The sequence below is a fragment of the Streptomyces sp. NPDC048496 genome, from assembly GCF_043200055.1.
Lineage (GTDB): Bacteria > Actinomycetota > Actinomycetes > Streptomycetales > Streptomycetaceae > Streptomyces.
Genome location: NZ_JBICXB010000075.1, coordinates 1 through 18,897 on the forward strand (window position 1 = coordinate 1; position 18,897 = coordinate 18,897).

General features: G+C 69.0%; 17 protein-coding genes, 2 pseudogenes and 1 riboswitch. Of the genes and pseudogenes, 9 read left to right on the forward strand and 10 right to left on the reverse strand.

Going from position 1 to position 18,897, the window contains the following annotated elements; genetic code table 11:
- Positions 1-308: 308 nt before the first annotated feature.
- Positions 309-929: an L-threonylcarbamoyladenylate synthase gene (locus tag ACGFSA_RS32775; RefSeq protein WP_366138910.1), complete on the reverse strand. Its 621-nt coding sequence runs from the start codon at positions 927-929 to the stop codon at positions 309-311.
- A 9-nt stretch (positions 930-938) separates the two neighbouring features.
- A complete protein-coding gene (locus ACGFSA_RS32780; RefSeq protein WP_393309669.1) occupies positions 939-1,427 on the reverse strand; it encodes a hypothetical protein in 489 nt (162 codons plus the stop codon).
- A gap of 183 nt (positions 1,428-1,610) precedes the next feature.
- Between ACGFSA_RS32780 and ACGFSA_RS32785 the strand changes: the two genes are divergently transcribed.
- Both ACGFSA_RS32785 and ACGFSA_RS32790 read left to right on the forward strand, forming a co-directional pair.
- Positions 1,611-2,837, forward strand: a complete 1,227-nt coding sequence (locus ACGFSA_RS32785) for an aromatic acid exporter family protein (protein WP_393309670.1) — start codon at positions 1,611-1,613, stop codon at positions 2,835-2,837.
- Positions 2,838-3,259: 422 nt separating this feature from the next.
- On the forward strand, positions 3,260-3,619 hold the full coding sequence (locus tag ACGFSA_RS32790) for a UBP-type zinc finger domain-containing protein (protein WP_393309671.1): 360 nt from the start codon (positions 3,260-3,262) through the stop codon (positions 3,617-3,619).
- A gap of 11 nt (positions 3,620-3,630) precedes the next feature.
- Here ACGFSA_RS32790 and ACGFSA_RS32795 read toward each other — a convergent pair whose 3' ends face one another.
- Complete coding sequence (locus ACGFSA_RS32795) at positions 3,631-4,584, reverse strand: DUF5996 family protein (protein ID WP_393309684.1); 954 nt, start codon at positions 4,582-4,584, stop codon at positions 3,631-3,633.
- A gap of 572 nt (positions 4,585-5,156) precedes the next feature.
- A riboswitch (cyclic di-AMP (ydaO/yuaA leader) is annotated at positions 5,157-5,342 on the forward strand.
- A gap of 4 nt (positions 5,343-5,346) precedes the next feature.
- Here ACGFSA_RS32795 and ACGFSA_RS32800 point away from each other — a divergent pair.
- Positions 5,347-6,114, forward strand: coding sequence for a transglycosylase SLT domain-containing protein (locus tag ACGFSA_RS32800; RefSeq protein WP_393309672.1), 768 nt, complete (start codon positions 5,347-5,349; stop codon positions 6,112-6,114).
- Between the two features lie 242 nt (positions 6,115-6,356).
- Complete coding sequence (locus tag ACGFSA_RS32805) at positions 6,357-8,000, forward strand: GMC oxidoreductase (RefSeq protein ID WP_393309673.1); 1,644 nt, start codon at positions 6,357-6,359, stop codon at positions 7,998-8,000.
- Positions 8,001-8,003: 3 nt separating this feature from the next.
- Here ACGFSA_RS32805 and ACGFSA_RS32810 read toward each other — a convergent pair whose 3' ends face one another.
- Entirely contained in the window at positions 8,004-8,483 is a 480-nt protein-coding gene (locus tag ACGFSA_RS32810) for a carboxymuconolactone decarboxylase family protein (RefSeq protein ID WP_393309674.1), read from the reverse strand.
- Positions 8,480-9,559 (reverse strand): dihydrodipicolinate reductase, encoded by a 1,080-nt coding sequence (locus ACGFSA_RS32815; RefSeq protein ID WP_393309675.1) that lies wholly within the window; start codon positions 9,557-9,559, stop codon positions 8,480-8,482. The genes ACGFSA_RS32810 and ACGFSA_RS32815 overlap by 4 nt, the downstream gene beginning before the upstream one ends.
- A gap of 168 nt (positions 9,560-9,727) precedes the next feature.
- On the opposite strand from ACGFSA_RS32815, the gene ACGFSA_RS32820 reads away from it, so the two are divergent.
- Entirely contained in the window at positions 9,728-9,958 is a 231-nt protein-coding gene (locus ACGFSA_RS32820; RefSeq protein ID WP_393309676.1) for a hypothetical protein, read from the forward strand.
- Positions 9,958-10,548 (forward strand): GNAT family N-acetyltransferase, encoded by a 591-nt coding sequence (locus ACGFSA_RS32825; RefSeq protein ID WP_393309677.1) that lies wholly within the window; start codon positions 9,958-9,960, stop codon positions 10,546-10,548. Before ACGFSA_RS32820 ends, ACGFSA_RS32825 begins: the two co-directional genes overlap by 1 nt.
- A gap of 46 nt (positions 10,549-10,594) precedes the next feature.
- On the opposite strand, the gene ACGFSA_RS32830 is transcribed toward ACGFSA_RS32825, so the two are convergent.
- Entirely contained in the window at positions 10,595-11,800 is a 1,206-nt protein-coding gene (locus ACGFSA_RS32830; protein WP_393309678.1) for an MFS transporter, read from the reverse strand.
- A 74-nt stretch (positions 11,801-11,874) separates the two neighbouring features.
- Between ACGFSA_RS32830 and ACGFSA_RS32835 the strand changes: the two genes are divergently transcribed.
- Positions 11,875-12,633 carry a DeoR/GlpR family DNA-binding transcription regulator gene (locus ACGFSA_RS32835; protein ID WP_393309679.1) on the forward strand — a complete coding sequence of 253 codons (759 nt, stop codon included), beginning with the start codon at positions 11,875-11,877 and terminating at the stop codon, positions 12,631-12,633.
- Between the two features lie 57 nt (positions 12,634-12,690).
- Here ACGFSA_RS32835 and ACGFSA_RS32840 read toward each other — a convergent pair.
- A pseudogene (locus tag ACGFSA_RS32840) lies at positions 12,691-13,308 on the reverse strand (phosphotransferase family protein); the annotation flags it as partial.
- A 47-nt stretch (positions 13,309-13,355) separates the two neighbouring features.
- On the opposite strand from ACGFSA_RS32840, the gene ACGFSA_RS32845 reads away from it, so the two are divergent.
- Complete coding sequence (locus tag ACGFSA_RS32845; RefSeq protein ID WP_393309680.1) at positions 13,356-13,844, forward strand: hypothetical protein; 489 nt, start codon at positions 13,356-13,358, stop codon at positions 13,842-13,844.
- Positions 13,845-13,981: 137 nt separating this feature from the next.
- Positions 13,982-14,428 carry a nitroreductase family deazaflavin-dependent oxidoreductase gene (locus tag ACGFSA_RS32850; protein ID WP_393309681.1) on the forward strand — a complete coding sequence of 149 codons (447 nt, stop codon included), beginning with the start codon at positions 13,982-13,984 and terminating at the stop codon, positions 14,426-14,428.
- 669 nt (positions 14,429-15,097) lie between these two features.
- Here ACGFSA_RS32850 and ACGFSA_RS32855 read toward each other — a convergent pair.
- The 3 genes and pseudogenes from ACGFSA_RS32855 to ACGFSA_RS32865 all read right to left on the reverse strand — a co-directional run.
- Positions 15,098-15,646, reverse strand: a pseudogene (locus ACGFSA_RS32855) (AMP-binding protein); the annotation flags it as partial.
- A 104-nt stretch (positions 15,647-15,750) separates the two neighbouring features.
- Positions 15,751-17,490, reverse strand: coding sequence for a M16 family metallopeptidase (locus ACGFSA_RS32860; RefSeq protein WP_393309682.1), 1,740 nt, complete (start codon positions 17,488-17,490; stop codon positions 15,751-15,753).
- Positions 17,491-17,606: 116 nt separating this feature from the next.
- Positions 17,607-18,572 (reverse strand): hypothetical protein, encoded by a 966-nt coding sequence (locus ACGFSA_RS32865; protein WP_393309683.1) that lies wholly within the window; start codon positions 18,570-18,572, stop codon positions 17,607-17,609.
- Positions 18,573-18,897: the final 325 nt, after the last annotated feature.

Consider the following 18,897-nt stretch of genomic DNA (forward strand, 5'->3'; position numbering starts at 1 on the left):
CGCTACGGCTCCATCGACCACGTCAACTCGGCCTACTGACCGCACGTGTCGGTGTGCGGCCGAACCCGGCCACACCATGCCCCGGGCCCGGCCTTACGTCGTGACCGAAACGTAAGCATGGGGCCTTCCTGGGCCCCCGCCCCCGAACAGACCCGCCCGGCAGGCAGGTTCATCCCGGTCCACGCACACCTGCTGGGCCCAGACCCTGAGGGCGGAGACGGCTGAGCGCGTGGAGGCCGACCAAGTGGCATCCGAGGCAGGGGCACGCGGTCCCATGCCTCGCACGTGGTGATGCCGTCGGTGTATGGCTATTCGAACCGTGTGGTGTCGCCTGCTCCTCGGCGCACGATCGTGGCTTCGCCTTCGGAGAAGTCGATGACCGTCGTCGGTTCGGTGCCGCAGTCACCCGAGTCGACGACCGCGTCCACCTCGTGGTCGAGCCGCTCCTTGATCTCCCAGCCCTGTGTCATCGGCTCGTCCTCGTCGGGCAGGAGCAGGGTGCTGGAGAGCAGCGGCTCACCGAGCTCGGAGACCAGGGCCTGGGTAACCACATGGTCGGGAATGCGGACTCCGACCGTCTTTTTCTTCGGGTGCAGCAGTTGACGCGGCACCTCCTTCGTCGCCGGGAGGATGAAGGTGTAGCTGCCGGGCGTGGCTGCCTTGATCGCGCGGAACACGTCGTTGTCGACGTGCACGAACTGACCGAGCTGCGCGAAGTCCTGGCACACCAGGGTGAAGTGGTGACGATCGTCGAGGTTGCGGATCGAACGGATCCGGCCGATGCCGTCACGGTTGCCCAACTGGCATCCCAGTGCGTAGCAGGAGTCCGTCGGGTACGCGACGAGCGCACCGGAGCGGATGGTCTCAGCCACCGTGCTGATGGTGCGCCGCTGAGGATTTTCGGGGTGCACGTCGAAGTACTTCGCCATTGTTCGAGCTTATGTGATCCGGACTGCCGTGGTGAGGAACGGGATCGGGGACGTCGGCGAGAATCCCGGCGAGTCCGGCGCAGGGTGACGACGTACGACCGCCACGCCCCGGGCATGGTTCGGTGGATGCCGAACCCTTCCGTGCACGAATTCCATAAGTACGCCGACGTCCTGGCCGCGCTCGCCGAGCCGCGGCTGATCCCGGCACCGGCTGACGGCGAGGCCGGTGGTGCACAGCCTGCCGAACACCTCCCTGGTCATCAGGGACACGCCCTCGTCCGCGGGCAGTCCCAACACCCGCATCATCAGCGGCACGAGCTCGGCCTCCGGAGGCTCCCCGCCGATGCGGTAGGGCTGTTCCCGGGCCGCCAGTAACGGTTCGAGCTTCGGCGGTGCGACGACGAGGACACCGTCCCCACGCGCCGCGCAGGCGTCGATGAACGGGACAAGCGGGGTGAAGCGGCCCGATCCGCCGGTCGAGGCGAAACGTACACGCATGCCACGAGTCCAGGGATCGGCGCCCCACACCCACAGGACCGCATTGCGCCGACTTCCAGCACTTCGCTGCCGTCCCGCCCATCGCTCCCAGGCGGGCGTACGGACCCGACGAGGGGGCCCACGCGCAACCCGTCCGGTGGATTCGTGGTGCTGCAAGCAGACGTACGAGGGAAGGAGAGTGAAATGCCTGAACTCTCCGCACCTGTGATCAAGCTCGTACGGCAGACCACCGAGCCTGTCGCGGCGCAGACCCTGCGCTCGACGGCGGCCGCGGTCATCTCCTATGTCGTCGCGGTGTGGACCCTTCCGCAGCCTGTACCGCTGACGGCTCCACTGACCGCGCTCCTCGTCGTCCAGGTCACCCTGTACGCGACACTCACCACGGGCATCCGGCGCGTCAACTCCGTCGTCGTCGGGGTGCTCATCGCCATCGGCTTCAGCGCCCTGGTGGGTCTGAACTGGTGGAGCCTGGGTCTGACGATCTTCAGCTCGCTGATTATCGGACGGATGGTGCGGGTGGACGAGTTCGTGCCGGAAGTCGCCATCAGCGCGATGCTCGTCCTCGGCGTCTCCCAGGTCGCCGCCACCGCATGGGACCGCGTTCTGGAGACCCTGATCGGTGCGGGCGTCGGCCTGTTGTTCAACCTGCTCGCACCGCCCGTATGGGTGCAGAACGCGGGCGTGTCCATCGACGAACTGGCGCGGGAGATGGGACGGATGTTCCGGGCCATGGGCGAGGAGGTCGGCGGCCACGTCTCCGTCCCGCGGGCGGCGGCGAGACTGCACGACGCCCGCAGACTGGACCACGACATCGTGGCCGTCGACGCCTCGCTCCGGCAGGCCGAGGAGAGCCTCCTGCTCAACCCCCGGATCCGGCAGGGCCTTCTGTACCGCATCGTGCTGCGTACCGGACTCGACACACTGGAGATCTGCGCCGTCGTACTCCGTGTGCTGGCCCGCACGCTGACGGACCTGGCCAAAGCCCGGACCGAGGAAACCATGTTCCCGGAGGACGTGGCCGCCTCGCTCCGGGAACTCTTCGCGCAGATGGCCGACGCCATCGAGAGCTTCTCCACGCTGATCACCACCCCGGTGTCCGCCAATGCCGAGGAGGCTGAGTCGCGACTTGCCGCCGCACTGGCCGCCAGTCGCGCCACTCGGGACGTGGTGGCCGACCTCCTGCTGGAGGACGTCCAGGAGCACCCCCGGCAGTGGCAACTGCACGGTGCGCTGCTCGCCGAGGTCGACCGCATTCTGGATGAGCTGGACATCGACAAACGCGCCGAACGCCTTGGCGAGGAACTCGACCGCCACTCCGCTGAACTGCACGAACGCCATCCCCGGCTCGCCGCACTGCGGCGGCGGCTCGGCAGCCACCGGGCCCCGCAGCCGACAGTCCCGGGAGGGTGAGGGCGAGGCGATGGGAGACCGGGCGGCCTGCGACGCCCGTATGTCCTGGCCCTGCTGCCGTCGGCGCACGCGAACGTCCCCCGCAGGGAGGGCACTTCACATCATCGAGCGGCGCCCGGAGTCCGGCACGGCTGTTCGACGCAGGCGGACCAGGCAGTCCGGCCTTACGATGCAGGAAGGAACCCGGAAGCCTCAGAGCCTGTCGGGTGACCTCTGATCGGGCGGCCACGCCCTGGCACGCACGCTTCCCGCGTTGCCAAAATGCCCTAGTAGCTCCGCTACAAGGCCATCCCAGCGCCTTGGAATCGCACGCACCAGACCGCGTCCGCTTTCCGATCGAAGGTCACCCGACAGGCTCTCAGTGCGCCGGGACGGGACCCGCAGGGTCCGCGCTCTCGCGCCTGATCACGGAGGCACGTCACATGGCACCTGACCAGATCCCAGGCATCGATCTCACCGCGGCCCCCAGCGGGGCGGGATGTGCGGACTGCTTGGCGGGCGACGGACCGGGATGGTGGATGCACCTGCGCCGCTGCGCCGCGTGCGGACGCATCGGCTGCTGCGACTCCTCCCCCTCGCAGCACGGTACGAAGCACGCACGCGAGGCAGGACATCCGTTCCTGGCCAGCTTCGAGCCGGGGGAGAACTGGCTCTGGAACATCGAGACCGAGGAATATTACGAGGGAGTGGAGCTGCCCCCGCCCACCTCGCACCCGGTCGCCCAGCCGACCCCGGGTCCCCAGGGCAAGGTCCCCGCGGACTGGGAGCGGCAGCTGCACTGAAGCCGCGCTCCTCATCCACCGGCAGACGTACGGGTCCTCAGGCACGGATCGGTGATCCCGCCGGGACAGGTGAGACGGTCGATGTCCCAGCCGGCGCGCCCCGCTCCGGCCTGATAGGCGCTTTCGTAGAAGGCGAGTACGGCCGCACGGGGATCGCTTTCGGTGCGGGCCGCGTCGTACGGCAGCACCGCCAGGTGGCTGCCGCCACGATCCACCCATTGCGCCGACACCGGAGCGAGCGGTTCTTCCGCCAGCCGCGCCGGTTCGGGAGCGGTGTACGAGTAGAACGCGGGTGCGGCGAACGTGTCGTCACCGAACCAGAAACCGAAGCTGATCACTTCCCGGGAGTAGGCCTCCCGCGTCACCGGGTCGATCTGCCGGGGCTGGTCGACCTGACGCTCCGAAAAGCGGGTGTGAGCGATATCGAAGGTGTGCCAGAAATGGTGCACGGGACTGACTTTCCCCGAAAACCGCGCGGCGAATTCCTCCAGCACCAGCGCCACTTGACTGAGGACCTGCCAATACCGGTTCGCCTGTTCGGGATCGTATCCCGCGTGCTCCGTGTCCTCGGCGAACGGCCGGTCAGCGTCGGGCAGATCGAATGGCTTGGGCACGTTGATATCCACCTCGATGCCCAGCGCTTCCAGGGCGGCCATGACATTCTTGTGGAAGGACGCCACGGACTGGCCCGAAAGCGGGAACGAGACCGTCACGCCGTCCAGTCTTGTGATGACGAGTCGATGGCCGACGAAGTCGAAGTCCACCGTGAAAATCGGGTTGCCGTCGATCTGCCCCATGGGGCGGGTGGTGATACCGCGGCCAGTGAGGTGAAACGGAACGTTCCACCAGTGATTGCGCCGGACACTGGCCGCGAGGCGGATCTTTCCGACGACCTGCGCGAAGCGGTGGAGCGTCTCTTTGGTGTCACGCCACTCGGCGAGCGGCATGGGCGGGAACAGCTCCATCGCCATCACTTCTCTCGTGATGCCGGACGGTCCCGGCGGGCGGGCAGGGCGTTCTTCCGCACCATCATGGCCACGCCCAAGGTGTACGGCACCTTGTGCGGCCGCCGTGGTGTCGTTCGCGTGAACCTGCACGACCCGGCCGGTGGGCGGCCACTCGCGCGCCGCAGTCGGCGCAGACGGGTGGCGCACGGCTGATCCCGGTCGTCTCCCCGGGGGCGCCCTTCCCGACGAGTCGGAGGCCGGACGTCCGTCCGCTGAAGCCAAAATCTCCTAAATGTCGCAATTTTGGCGATAAAGGGGAGCCGCTCACCGTTCTGGTGAATGCGCAGCCCGCACGAGCCGAGGCCTTACGTGCCGGGCAAATCGCCCTTTTCGGGCAGAGTGGCGAGAGTCACCTTCCGGGCCCGCGGACGCAGCGGCGTGCCGCCCGGTTCCCTTCTGCGCCAAGAAAGTTGGCTTCGCGGACCGGGGTGAATTGCGAAAATTTCCGCGACTCGATCTTGCAAATGAATTGTGATCGAGAAATGGGGGCTTGTTCAGGTCGGAGTTTCTCGCCTACGGTCACCGTCAATCCGGATGGAACGCCGAATCCTGCCGCCGTCCGGTAACCCGACCACTCACGTACGGCAGGAGCGGGGGACCCACGTAAGCCGCCGATCCGGTATCCGGAACGGCTAGGGGTGAAGTCGTATTCCCATACGGCGAGGCAACTCCAGCCTCAACCCGACAGCTCACCTCGTAGGCGACGGAGAGGAATGCGCCATGCCCGCACAGGTTAACCACCGTCGTCGTAAGTCCAGTTCGCTGACTCGCGGATTCATCGCCGTGAGCACGGGCGGAGCCGCTCTCGCGCTTCCGATGATCGGGGCAACCGTTGCCTCGGCAGCGCCGGCGCAGCCTGTCACCGCAGCCGTCTCCAAGGCAGTGGCGCCCGCTGCCGCCCCCGCCAACCCGACTGCCGTGCGGGCAGCTACGCCCTCCGTCTATTCCGTGATAGCCGGCGACACCCTTTACAAGATCGCCCTGAGCCATTCCGTGAGCGGCGGTTGGCAGCAGCTGTACAAGGACAATCGAGCGGTCATCGGAGCCGACCCCGGCGTACTTCACGCGGGCCAGAAGCTCACCATCGGCGCCACCGCGCCCGCGACAGTCGCGTCCACGACGGCCGCGAGCACCGCCGCTGCCGTCACCGCGAAGCCCGCGACGTACACGAACGACCTCGACGGCTGGATCAAGGAGTCGCTGGCCGTCATGGCCCAGCACAGCATCCCCGGCAGCTACGACGGCATCCACCGCAACATCATGCGCGAGTCCGCGGGCAACCCCCGGGCCATCAACAACTGGGACTCGAACGCCGCCAAGGGCACACCGTCCAAGGGTCTCCTGCAGGTCATCGACCCCACGTTCCGGGCCTACCACGTGCCCGGTACGTCGATGGACCCCTACGACCCGGTCGCCAACATCACGGCCGCGTGCAACTACGCCGCCGCCAAGTACGGCTCGATCGACAACGTGTTCGGGGCCTACTGACGCCCGGTTGCGTTGATTCAGGCATGACGGGTGGCGAAGGTCCGATGGGGCTTCGCCACCCGTTCCCGTCGGTGTCGCGCACAGGGGGCGATTCAGAAGCCGATCCGCATGACGGCCCGCCTGACGCACGGCGTTGATCCGGGGTGCCTCGATCGGGCGCATGTTACCCATCGGTATGTAGTGACTTAACGCGCGAACGGCAGTAGAACCAGTTTCACTCTTTGGAGAGTGAGGCGTGTCACATGAGTGACTCTACCATGCACAATGCAGGCCCCAAGGGTGTTTCGCGTCGCAGATTCATCACAGGAACTGGTTCTATTTTAGGAGCCGTGGCCCTCGCGGGTCACACCACCCCGGCCCAGGCCGGGGTCGGCTCCGCAACCGCTCCGATCGACTCCGGGGCCCATGTCCCGGCCCTGGTGATCGGCACCGGATACGGCGGCTCCGTCGCCGCACTGCGTCTCGCCCAGGCAGGCGTCGACGTGCACATGATCGAAATGGGCATGGCCTGGGAGACCCCCGGCCCGGACGGCAAGATCTTCGCCAACACGACCTCCCCGGACAGCCGTTCGTACTGGCTCCGCACCAGGACCAAGCAGCCCCTCAGCAACTTCCTCGGCTTCCCCATCGACAAGAACATCACTCGTACCACGGGGATCCTCGACGCCGAGGAGTTCAGTGGGATCACCGTCTACCAGGGCCGCGGCGTCGGTGGCGGCTCGCTGGTCAACGGTGGGATGGCGGTCACTCCCAAGCGCGAGAACTTCGGAGCCGTCCTCCCGTCGGTGGACGCCGACGAGATGTACGACATCTACTACCCGCGCGCCAATGCCGGGCTCGGGGCCGGCACCATCGATCCGGCCTGGTTCGACACCGCCGCGTGCTACCAGTACGCCCGGGTCGGCCGTAAGCAGGCCGAGCGTGCCGGCTTCCCGTTCGTCTTCGTGCCCACCGTGTACGACTGGGACTACATGAAGCAGGAAGAAGCCGGAACCGTCCCCAGGTCGGCGCTGGCCGGCGAGATCCTCTACGGCAACAACTACGGCAAGAAGTCGCTGCAGAAGACGTACATCGACCGGATCAGGGCCACCGGCAGGGTCGTCATCTCGCCGCTCCACAAGGTCACTTCGGTCGCTCCGGCAACAGGTGGCGGCTACACGGTCGTCATCGACCAGATCGACACCGGCGGTGTCACCACGGCCACCAAGACGGTGACTGCCGACCGGGTGTTCTTCGCGGCCGGCAGCGTGGGCACCAGCAAGCTGCTGGTGAAGCTGAAGGCCACCGGCGCGCTCGTCGGCCTGAACAACGAGATCGGTAAAGGGTGGGGCGACAACGGCAACGTCATGTGCGGCCGGGCCAACCACCTGTGGGACCCGACCGGCAGCCTCCAGGCGTCCATTCCCACGGGCGGCATCGACAACTGGGCCGCCGGTGGCGCGTTCGCCGAAGTCGCGCCGCTGCCCACCGGGATCGAGACGTACGCGTCGTTCTACCTGTCCATCACCAAGAACCCGAACCGGGCCGAGTTCTCCTGGAACGCCGCGACGGGCACGGTCGACCTGAACTGGCAGGCCGCCTGGAAGCAGCCGTCCATCGATGCCGCCAAGACGATCTTCGACAGGATCAACCAGAAGGAGGGGACGATCTACCGGACCGATCTCTTCGGCGCCTACAAGATCTGGGGCGACCACCTCACATACCACCCGCTCGGCGGCGCGGTGCTGAACCGGGCCACCGACAACTACGGCCGCCTGCACGGCTACTCCGGCCTGTACGTCATCGATGGCTCGCTGATCCCTGGCAACACCAGCGTCAATCCGTTCGTCACCATCACCGCGCTCGCCGAACGGAACATCGAGAAGATCATCGCCACCGACCTGTGACGGTCAACGGTCGGGCAGCGCGCACCTGGTGTCGAGGCCCAGCACATGGTTGAGCCGGCCGAACGCCAGCCATGACCCGATGCTCATGCTCAGTTCCACGATCTCGAGCCGACTGTAGCGCGCGGTCATCCGGGACCAGAACGCGTCGTCGAGGTTGTGGTGATCCAGGGCGTACCGTTCGGCGTATTCGGCGGCCAACCGGGTCCGGTCGTCGAACACGTCGGTGGTACGCCACTGGGTCACCGCGTCGGCGAATTCCTCCTCGACCTTCACGCCGTCCCGTTCGGTCCGCCAGTCGAGGCAGAAGGCGCACCCGTTGATCTGGGCGATCCGCAACCGCGCGGCTTCGAACTCGCGCAGTCCCAAGGTCGTGTGGGCGTACACCGACAGCGAGAAGTTCGATGCGGCGATCCCGATCCCGGGCACCATCTCGCCCCACACGTACTCGATCGGGTCCTTGCCCTCGGGGATGTCGATGTTCATGGATGTCTCCTTCCGAGCCTGCCGACTGCTGGGCGCAGCGGGACGTCGAGCGCGTCGTAGAGTCCTGGGGCCGCGTCCACGAGCCAGTCGATGGCGCTCACGAGCCGGCCGACCGCGGTGGCGTTCCCGCCCGCGGACCTGTTCTCGCCCTCGTCGATGGCCTCGACCGTGACCTCGATGCGCGGGCGACCCTCGATGATCACTCGATGTGCGCCGTCCCCGTCGGGCGGCGTCGGCCAGTCCGGTGCGCACGAGGGGTGGATGCGCGTGATGTGCTCGATGACGATGCGGGGTTCGCCCCCGACGATGCCCTGCACTTCGAACCGCACGGCGCCCTGGGTGCCGGCCTCGAACGTACCCATCGTCCTGGTGCTCACCGTGGCGTAGAGCGGGCGCCGGTCCAACGTCTCGCGGATGTCGTTGAGTTCGGCTCCCAGAGCCCTGGCCATCAGCCGTATCTGTCCACCCCACACCATGGTCGGTACGGTCGGTGCGAGCATCAGCGGCTCGTACTCCATCGGCTGGCCCATGCCGACCAGGTACCGGACCAATTCCTCCTGGTCGTAGGTGGAGTAGTCGAAGATCTCCTGACAGCGGATCACGTCCACGGAGGTTCCGAGTCCGCTGATCAGCAACGGCAGGACGTCATTGCCCCAGCCGGGATCGACACCGGAGACGAACAGCGAGCCGCCACCGTCCGCGATGGCGGCCAGCACCGGATCCCGCAGCTCCGGCGGGGCGCCCAACTGGTCGTACAGTGCGTACAGCGCGGGGGTCACGACCACGGCCCCGGCCCGGATCGCCCTGCTGATGTCGGCGAGGGCCTCGTCGGGGCGGATGTCGCCGGACGCGGCGTACACGACGGCCCGGGGACCGGTGGCCAGCACGGCATCGACGTCGTCGCCCGCCATGACCCCCAGCGGACGACCGAGCCCACCGAGTTCGCCCGCGTCGCGTCCCACCTTGTCGGGGTTGTGGACGAGCACGGCGATGAGCTCGAGCGCCGGATGGGCCTCGACAGCGCGAATCGCGGCGCGGCCGACATTTCCCGTGCCCCAGACAACCGTGGAAATCATGCGCGGAGGGTAGCGAGAGGGCCTATCACTTCCTGGGGCCGCGACACGATGAGTTTGCCGGGCGGGGCAGGGGAGTCGGCCGGCACCGCGACACCGCTCGGGCCGCGCCCGCTACGTCGTTGCCGAATGGGGTACACCCCGGGCCGGCGCCTGGGGGATGATCCCGGTGTGACCGAGGAACGGGACGCAGGAGCGAGCGCGGGCGGCGACGATGCACGCGCCTGGGACGAGCGGCTGGGCTGGGCGTTCGGATTGATCGCGGACGATCCCGAGGAACGGGCGACGGCACTTGCGGCTCTGGCCGTTGCCAGGAAGAACAACCGGGACGCCCTCGACCGGTTCAACGAGTTGTGGCGGCTGACGCTTCCGCTGGGGACGGAGGTCCCCGGCCCTGGATAATGCCGGTCATGCCCTCCCTGGTTGCTCCCGCGATTTCCGTCGGCGCTCTTGCCATGTCCGATCAGCCGGTTCTGCCGGTCGAGGGTGACGCGTTGCTGCGCCCCTGGACGCTTGACGACGCTCCGGCCGTGATGGAGGCGTTCCAGGATCCCGCGATTCAGCGTTGGCATGTGTGTACGGCTGACTCCGTGGAGGAGGCGCGGGACTGGATCGCGGCCTGGCAGTGCGGGTGGCGGGAGGAGACGGGCGGTCACTGGGCGGTCGTCGACGCCGGAGGTGACACGTTGTTGGGCAGGATGTCCTTGAAGTCGTTCGACCTTGCGGACGGCACGGCTGACGTCGCCTACTGGATGGTGCCGTCAGCGCGCGGCAATGGTGTCTGCCCTCGCGCGGTCAGGACGCTGGCGCGCTGGGCGCTGGGTCCGGGAGGCTTTCACCGCCTCGAACTCGAGCACTCGACCGCCAATCGCGCATCTTGCCGCGTCGCGGTCAAGGCCGGGTTCGAGGAGGAGGGCGTCCGTCGCGGGGCGGCGCTGCATGCGGATGGCTGGCACGACATGCACGTCCATGCCCGCGTCCGCCAAGGCTGACGGGGACGCCGTGCGGTCGGAATCCGGTTCGCCCCGTGGATGGTCTCTACGTCGGGTGGGCCTCGCTCAGCACCGGTGTCGCTGAGCACGGTGTCGGTGAAGCGGCCGCGATGCCGGCTGCGCACGCTGCCACGACGCAGAACCCAAGGGGCAGTAGGAAGGTCAGGTTGAGCGGGACGAAGTGCGTCAGCGGTCCGATGACGGCGGGGCCGGCCAGCATGCCGAGATAGCCCAGACCGGCGACACGCGAGACATTCGTCCCGGCGGCGCCCGGGTCGGCATGGCCTGCGGCGCTGAAGAGCTGGGGGATGCAGCCGGACAGCCCGGCCCCGAACACGGCCCAGCCGACCAGGGCCAGCGGGACCCAGGTGGAGAACGTGGCCGTCGTCAGCCCGACCGCGGCCAGGGCCGCCCCGTAGCGGAGGATGGCGACGGGCCCGAAGCGCATGGCCACTCGGTCGGTCAGCAGCCGGCCGATGGTCATGGCGGTCGAGAACGCACCGTACGCGAGAGCGGCGGTGGCGGCGGTGGCGTTCAGGACGTCCCGCAGATGCAGAGTGCTCCAGTCGTTGGCCACTCCTTCGCAGAGCATGAGCATCAGCGCGAGCGCGGCCAGCGCCCAGATGCGGCGGGATGTCCGGTGCACCGGTTGTGTCACCCCGGTGGGAGCCTCCCCGGCAGGGGAGGGGGCGTGTTCGGCCGGCAGGAGCCCGCGGGCGGCGAGTGCGGCGACCGCGAGGCCGAGGACGGCCACCGAGCCGAGGGTCACCGCCGGGCTCCAGCCCCAGCTGAGCGTGCGCGCGCCCACCAGCGCGGCAAGGACCCCGCCGATGGAGAACGTCGCGTGGAAGGCGGACATGACGGGGCGTCGGTAGCCCCGCTCGACCTGGATGGCGTGGGCGTTCATGCTGACGTCCAGACAGCCGTTGCCGAGTCCGAGCAGTGCGAGTGCGGCTCCCAGCGTCCACGCGTCCGTGGCCAGGCCGGGAAGGACCACGGCCGCGCTGCACAGAGCCGCGCCCAGGGGTACGACGATGCGGGCGCCCCACCGATCGGTGAGCGGGCCCGTGATCCGCATCCCCGCGAAGGCTCCCGCGCCGAGGAGCAGCAGCAGCCAGCCGAGCACGGCATGACTGATGCCCACGTGGCGCTCGACAGCAGGAATGTGGACGACCCACATCCCCAGGACGAAGCCGTTCAGGGCGAAGTAGGCGGTCGTGACCAGACGGCCGGTCCGCAGCGATCTCTCCATGCCAATGAACATATCTAACATCATTGATGTTCGAAAGATTGCGTTGTGAACGCCGATGGTGTTCTATCGCTGATGTGGCGAGTACAGATCGACTGAGACGGATCACCGAGGCGGTGCGCGACGCGGGCAGTGCCGGCGTCGCGGAACTGGCCTCCTTGACCGGCGCGTCGGAGATGACCATCCGCCGTGACCTGGAGACCCTGGCCGAGCAGGGCATTCTGGAGCGATACCGCGGAGGAGCGAGGAGCCTGCTGCTGCGCGGCGACGAACCCCCCTTCGGGCTGCGGGCCACGGAGGGGCTGGAGGCCAAGCGACGCATCGCCTCCGAGGTTGCCGGGCTGATCGCCGACGGGGAGTCCGTCGTCCTCGACAGCGGCACCACCTGCCTGGAAGTGGCCCGCGCGCTGGAGCACCGCCGGCTGACGGTCATGCCACTGTCCCTGCACGCGGTGAACGCACTCACCGGAGCACCGGACCTCACGCTGCTGGTGCCCGGTGGCCGCCCCCGGGCGGGCGAGCTCGCCCTCATCGGCCCGCTCGCCGAGGCATCGCTGGCTGCCCTGCGTTTCGACACCGCGGTCATCGGCTGCTGCGGACTGAACGCGGCGAACGGCCTGACCGCGTACGACTTGGACGACGCCGCCGTCAAGCGGGCCGCGATCGCATCGGCCCGCCGCGTCATCGCGGTCACGGACGGCGCGAAGCTCTCCCGTACCGCCCTCGCTTTCGTCGCGCCCGCCACCGCACTGCACGCCGTTGTCACCGACGAGGCCGCGCCCGAGGCAGAGGTCGACGCACTCGCTGAGGCAGGCGTGCACGTGCGACAGGTATGACCTGCGCGTCAATTGAACAGCACGCGCACGTCACTTTGTCTCACGCTCCGGGGCGACTCAGCCGTAACGGTCGAAGAGTGTCTGGAGGTACTCTTCCAGCCTGCCGGCGAGCAGGGCCTGGGTGAGGTCGTCCCGTCCCAGTTCGCGCCAGGGCCCGGCGACCTTCTCCGCGTCCGGTGCGTAGGCGAGCGCATCGAGCATCCGCCAGTACAGGTGGGCTGCGGGCTCATCGGCCAAAATGCCGCCCTCGGCGACGTAGTGGTCGGCGAGCAGGGCTCCGAAGCGGGCACCGTGCAGCAGTGCCAAGGCTGTTGAGCAGTGGGCCACGTCCAGGTCTGCAGGCCCCCAGGAGGTCTCCACCCAGTCGACGACACCCGTGATCCGGAGATCGTCGTCCTGGCCGCTGAAGAGCACGTTGCCGGGGTGGAAGTCCCTGTGCAGGAAGCAGGGTCGGTACGGCGGCGGGTCGTGACGGATGATGTCCACGGCGTGCTGCCACAGTTCGGGCCGACCGGTGACTTGGGGCAACCGCACGCGGTCGGCTGCGGTCCATGCCTGGTAGGTGCGAGGCCGGTGCTCCGGTGCCACGTGCACCTGGTGGATACGGACCAGTTGGCGGGCGAGGAGCTCGGCACGCCGACCGGCACCTTCCTCGTCGAGCCGAATGCTGCCGGGGAACCTCGGTGCCGATCGGCTGTCGGGGCAGCGCCTAGGCTGCCGGTATGGCTGACCTGTACGCGGTGGACCTCGCCCTGAATCTCGGTGCATCGGTACCGAACGCCGTGCTCGCCGATCTGCGATGGCATCTCGGCGTGTCGGACGGCGGAGCAGAGGACGGACCCGAGGGTGACGAAGAAGTGCCTGGCGATGTGCTCGACGACAGGTTCCCCTTGCTTGCGGGGCGCGGGCCCGCGGCCCGCGTCGGTGGAATCCTCGTCGGCGAGCTCGCCTCGACGGCCGACGGCTGGTCCCTGACGGTGCGTCAAGAAGTGCATGCCGAGATGCTGCCGGAGCTGGACTCGCTCGCGGAGCGGCTCGCGTGGAATTCCGTCACCGAGGGAGTCATCGGGCAGGCCCGGTTCTACGAGGACCACGTCCCGGAGCTGTGGGTCAACAGGTCGGGAACCCTGGTGAAGATCTCCCTGGCTGCCACAGGGACGGCGTCCCTGTCACCTGGACAGCCGGCGGACAGCGACTCCGCAGCGCCGTGAAAGATCCGGCTGCCGCTGTGACACACGTACGGTCCGCGCCCTGGCGACGGCGGAATGATGAAAGAGTTCTCGGTGCAGTGGGACACGCCGGTGTCCGCGTGTCCGAATGTCCGTATGCCGACGATGGGACAGATTCCATGCCTCTCAAGGGTGAGTACGAGCCGAGCCCCGCACAGTGGGTCCGCGATCAGGTCGAGCTGTTCGAGAGCTCGGGCGGCACGGAGGGGACCACGATGCGTGGTCTGCCGGTCATCGTCCTGACCACGCGCGGAGCCAAGAGCGGAAAGATCCGTAAGGCACCGCTGATGCGGGTCGAGCACAACGGAACGTATGCCGTGATCGCATCGCTGGGCGGCGCTCCCCGGCATCCCGTCTGGTACCACAACATCACGGCTGACCCCCGGGTGGAACTCCAGGACGGCCCGGTCCGGCAGGACATGAACGCCCGTGAGGTCACCGGTGAGGAGAAGGCCGTGTGGTGGGAGCGCGCGGTCGAGGCGTTCCCCGACTACGCGGACTACCAGCTGAAGACCGACCGGCAGATTCCCGTCTTCGTCCTGGAGCCGGCGGCCACGAGCCACTGACCACGGCCGGGAGGAGGCACCATCCGGGTATCCGGCACCGGGGACCAAGGGGACAGCCGTTGGCGGTGCGCCGCGATCCTGATCGTTCGGATGGTCCAGTTCCTGCTCCCTGAGAGCCTGTCGGGTGACCTTCGATCGGAGAGCGGACGCGGCGTGGTGCGTGCGATTCCAAGGCGCCGGGATGGCCTCGTAGCGGAGCTACTAGGGCATTTCGGCAACGCCGGAAGCGTGCGTGCCACGCCGTGACCGCCCGATCAGAGGTCGCCCGACAGGCTCTGAGGCGGAACGGATCTCTCCTGGGGCTCGACAGGGTGGCGAAACTCCGCTCTCCCGGGCGTACCGATGGCCTCCCCCCGACCTGTAGGGGAGGCCATCCGTGCCCGGTGAAAGGACTTCCGGCCGGTCCATCCGCTCAGTTGCGTAGCCGCAGTTCACTGTGGATTGCTATGGACCTTTCGGCAGGTACAGGCCAAGATCGTTGATACCGAGGACGCGGTGGAAGGTGCCTGTAGCACCGGACGCTGCGGCGCGCGTGAGCGACAGCCTGATCAGGTCGGGATTCATCCCCTGTCGCCGCTGGCGTGAGGCCTTCGCGGTCACCCCCGGGACCCTGCCGGCCTGGCATCGCAGGTTCATGGCGGCGAAGTGGGCTCGGCCGAGCGCACCGCGCGGGTGCGGATGCCGGCGCACGTCGTCCCCGGTCCACCGCCAGACGTCCGCCAGCGCGTCCAGGGTCGAGGCCAGGGCGCGGCGCGGGATGACGGCACCCTTGGGCGGCCCGGTGGTGCCGGAGGTGTAGACGACCAGCGCCGGGTGCTCGTAGCCGAACCGGTCCTCGGGGACGGCCACGGCCCTGGTGACGGACGCCTCCACGTCCAGACGGGGCAAGTCGGCCAGTACCGAAAAGAGTTCGGTGCCCGGCGCGGCCAGGACCAGGGACGGCGCGCTGTCGGAGAGGATGTGCGCGAGTTCCCGCTCGCCCGACCTGGGGTTCAGCGGGACGGCGGCGACCCCGGCCAGCAGCGCGCCGGTCATTGCGACGGCCGTCTCCAGTCCGGGCTCCGCCCACACGGCCACCCGGCCGACGCCCCGCAGCCGTCCGGCGAGCGATCCGGCGGCCGCCGCGAGTCCGGCGCAGGTCAGGGACCGCTCACCGAACCGCAGTGCGGGCCGCCCGGCGTCCGCACCGCCCGTCAGAGCGGGAAACAGGGAGGACACACGACGCTCTCCTTCGCTGCCGGGGGACGACGACACCTTCCTGCACCTTCCCGAGCCGTACGCCCCGGCACCCACCGCTCCCGAGACACGGGGGCGTCTTTGCCTCACAGCCGCCGTGTCTGCCGCAGAACACGCACGGCGGGCCAGGCGAGCAGCCCGGTGAAACCCCACATGACGACCGAGGCGAAGATCCAGTCGGTGAGGGTGAACTCCGGGTCCCCGGCTCCGGTGAGCGTGAACGTGAGCGCCACGAGGCCGCTGAGGCCGGCCAGGAGACCGAAGAGGATCATCACGGCCGTCTGCAGGCCGGTACGCCGGGTGGGGGCGGCACCCCGTCCGGCGCCCTGTCCGGCACGCGGAGCGCTCGCCGCCGCCGCGTCCTCGGGCATCGGCGGCCGGGGCCGGGCGGGCAGCGGCACCACGGCGTCGGGCGCCACGGCAGCGTCGACGCTCGCCAGGGCCCGGGCGTCGAGGCCGTACAGGGTGGGTTCCACCTCGACGACCAGTCCGTCGGCGCCGATGAGCTGCCGGCCGCCGTCGGGCCGGCACAGCATCGCGGCACAGTCCTGGTAGCGGACCGTCACCGCGCATTCCGAGCCGTCCCCGCCGCGCGCCGTCATGCTGACGCCCTCGTCGCCCACGATCAGCGCCGAACCGTCGCCGCTCAGCGCCGCGAACTTCCGTCCGGGCACCGTGTACGAGGAGTTCGTGGGCGCGGCGGTGTATCCGGCCCAGTCCGCGCTGTGTCCCGACGGCACCTGCATGAGGGCGGTGGAGGCCGCTTCCAGGGCCACCTCGTGCACCTGGGCGGGGGTCACCGACCGCAGTTCGGCCAGCAGTTCGTCCACCGTGCGCGGCGGGCGCCCCGCGAGGAGGTTCTCGGCCATGCCCGGCAGGCGGTGTACGGCCACGTCGGATGCCGTCAGCGCGGACTCGTACCGTGCGCGCACGGCGTCCAGGCCGGCCTGCTCCACGCGCCCCGCCTGGAGCCGGGCGAGGACGTCGACGAATCCGCCGAGCACCGCGCCCTGTTTGGCGGGCAGCGCGTCCGCGAACGCGGTCAGGACGGCGAAGCCGTCGCGCCGGGGCGTGAGGTTGGTGGCCGCCGTGTACGAGTAGCCGCCCTCCTGGCGCAGGTCGCGGGAGAGTTCGCGCTCCAGGACGCCCGCGTAGAGCATCGCGGCGGCGGTGTCCGCGACCACGGCGTCGAGCAGGACGCCTCCCGTGCCCTCGGAGAAGTAGGCCGGGCTCTCGGGCAGTGCCGAGGTGACGGCGGGCATCGGCCGGCGTTCTCCGGCGGGCAGGTTGAGCGACAGGCCGGCCGGCAGCCGCTCGCCCGCCACCCACAGCACGGCGTTGCCCCGCGTGAACCACGTCCGGGCCCAGTGCCGTACGGCGTCGGGGTCCAGCTTCGGCATGCCCCACTCCGGGTAGGCCGACAGGCCGTACCCCCGGGCCCCGTAGCGCCACAGCGGCAGTTGGGGCGACTGGCGGCGGGACTCCTCGGTGCGCAGGATCTCCTTCTCGGTCTCCAGGCGCTCCATGGGCAGGTCGCTGAGGGAGGAGCAGACGCCCTTCAGATAGGACACGACCTCGTGCTCGGTGCCCTCGACGAAGAAGTGCGTGAACGCCGACTTCGTCTCGCCGTTGAAGTGGTGGTCGTTCAGGCCCTGGCGGTGCAGGGCCAGGTGCTCGACCAGGTGCGTCACACCGGTCCGGGCGAGCGTCTCGTCGGCGACGCCGACCCGGAAGACGAGTCCGGCGCGCGTCGGCCCGGTGGCGTGGGTGAAGAGGGTGGGGATGCCGTCGACCTCGGTGGAGTGGATGGCAGTCTGGAGGTTCATGTCCGGTCTCTGTTCGGCGGGGCGGTCGTTCGGCGGGGCGGTCGTGCGGCGGGGCGGCCGGTGCGGCGGCCGCCGGGCGGGTGCGTCACCGCCCCGTCGGCCGCGCGGCTCGGCGCTCAGCCCTTGGCGAGGGCGGAGTTGCGGTGCTTGATGTACGCGTCGGTGGCGTTGACTCCCAGCTCGGCCCACGGGTACTCGGAGGCGAGGTTGCCGAGCGAGTGGAAGCAGGCGGCGGCCCGCGCGTGGTCACCGACGAGGGAGAAGAGCGCGGCGAAGTAGCCCTGGACGGTGACCCATGCGTAGACCGGCCGGAAGTGCGGGCTGAGCGTGGACCTCTCGGCGGCCTCGACGAGCTCCGCGTGCACATGCGGCTGACGCAGGTACTCGACGCGTTCCCGTCCGTTCAGCGAGATCCAGTGCTCCATGTGGGCCTCGGCCACCATCCCGCCGCTCAGTGCCCCCTCGGGAGCGCCGGTCATGCACTCCCGGGCGAAGCCGTGGGCCGCCTCCCAGCTCCCGCCCCACTTGGGGCAGAGCTGCTGGAGCAGTCGTCCCTGGCCGGTGATGTGGTGCGGGTGGTGCGCGGTGAGCCGGTCGTACCGGCGCCGGGCCTCGGCCTGCCCGAGCTGGAGCCCCATGGCCGTGGTGAGGCGTTCCGCCCAGGCCGCGTCGAAGGCGGGGTCGATCGCGGTCGCCCGGATCAGCGCTTGCTCGGCCTGCCGCAGGTGCGTGTGCAGTCCGGCGAACTGTTTGCGGCTGACGTTCTCCGCGGGCGCGTCGGTGCGGATCTTCCAGCCGATGCGCACCTCGCGGGCGCCGAGCACGGTGAGCGCGAGCACGTCCTCCGGTGCGGCGGCGAGGACTTCGCGCATCCAGTCCTCGACACCCCGCACGTCCTGCAGGATCCCGACGGCGAAACTGCGGTTGGTCCCCTGCGGCAGCCCGTCGACATAGGAGCGTATGGATGCCCAGTCCCTCGCGGCCGCGGTCTGCCGCAGCCAGGAGGCTTCGGGAAAGGCGGAGGCGATGTCGAAGTCGGGGCGTGCCAGGCGTGACAGGAAGGACGCGGAGGTGTGCTGCATGTGCGGATATTAGGCGTGACCCATGACGATGCCGCAGGCCGGGGTCCCTTCACTGCGATCCGTGACAGAGCGCGGCGAGGCGCCTCGCGGATCCGGCCGGTGGGCCGGGAACCCCGCGGCCGAACACCAAAGGCCGCACTGACCTTCCCCCTCACGATGCTTGGGCCACCAAGAAGGTCCCCGGTCTGGAGGCTGCTGCTGTCGACCGCACCCTCATGACTATCGGCAGCCTCAGAGCCTGTCGGGTGGCCGGTTGATTACGCTGCGATGAGGTCCTCGATGGTCTTGGTTCGGGCGGTCTTGCGGTGGGATTCATGGCTCCACC

Bases quoted from the DNA above. Each gene is read 5' to 3' on its own strand.
- ACGFSA_RS32860 (WP_393309682.1), bottom strand. From the start codon at position 17,490: ATGAACCTCCAGACTGCCATCCACTCCACCGAGGTCGACGGCATCCCC.
- ACGFSA_RS32795 (WP_393309684.1), bottom strand. From the start codon at position 4,584: ATGGAGCTGTTCCCGCCCATGCCGCTCGCCGAGTGGCGTGACACCAAA.
- ACGFSA_RS32830 (WP_393309678.1), bottom strand. From the start codon at position 11,800: ATGGAGAGATCGCTGCGGACCGGCCGTCTGGTCACGACCGCCTACTTC.
- ACGFSA_RS32850 (WP_393309681.1), top strand. From the start codon at position 13,982: ATGCCTCTCAAGGGTGAGTACGAGCCGAGCCCCGCACAGTGGGTCCGC.
- ACGFSA_RS32865 (WP_393309683.1), bottom strand. From the start codon at position 18,572: ATGCAGCACACCTCCGCGTCCTTCCTGTCACGCCTGGCACGCCCCGAC.
- ACGFSA_RS32800 (WP_393309672.1), top strand. From the start codon at position 5,347: ATGCCCGCACAGGTTAACCACCGTCGTCGTAAGTCCAGTTCGCTGACT.
- ACGFSA_RS32845 (WP_393309680.1), top strand. From the start codon at position 13,356: ATGGCTGACCTGTACGCGGTGGACCTCGCCCTGAATCTCGGTGCATCG.
- ACGFSA_RS32815 (WP_393309675.1), bottom strand. From the start codon at position 9,559: ATGATTTCCACGGTTGTCTGGGGCACGGGAAATGTCGGCCGCGCCGCG.
- ACGFSA_RS32780 (WP_393309669.1), bottom strand. From the start codon at position 1,427: ATGCGTGTACGTTTCGCCTCGACCGGCGGATCGGGCCGCTTCACCCCG.
- ACGFSA_RS32825 (WP_393309677.1), top strand. From the start codon at position 9,958: ATGCCGGTCATGCCCTCCCTGGTTGCTCCCGCGATTTCCGTCGGCGCT.
- ACGFSA_RS32805 (WP_393309673.1), top strand. From the start codon at position 6,357: ATGAGTGACTCTACCATGCACAATGCAGGCCCCAAGGGTGTTTCGCGT.
- ACGFSA_RS32775 (WP_366138910.1), bottom strand. From the start codon at position 929: ATGGCGAAGTACTTCGACGTGCACCCCGAAAATCCTCAGCGGCGCACC.
- ACGFSA_RS32790 (WP_393309671.1), top strand. From the start codon at position 3,260: ATGGCACCTGACCAGATCCCAGGCATCGATCTCACCGCGGCCCCCAGC.
- ACGFSA_RS32785 (WP_393309670.1), top strand. From the start codon at position 1,611: ATGCCTGAACTCTCCGCACCTGTGATCAAGCTCGTACGGCAGACCACC.
- ACGFSA_RS32810 (WP_393309674.1), bottom strand. From the start codon at position 8,483: ATGAACATCGACATCCCCGAGGGCAAGGACCCGATCGAGTACGTGTGG.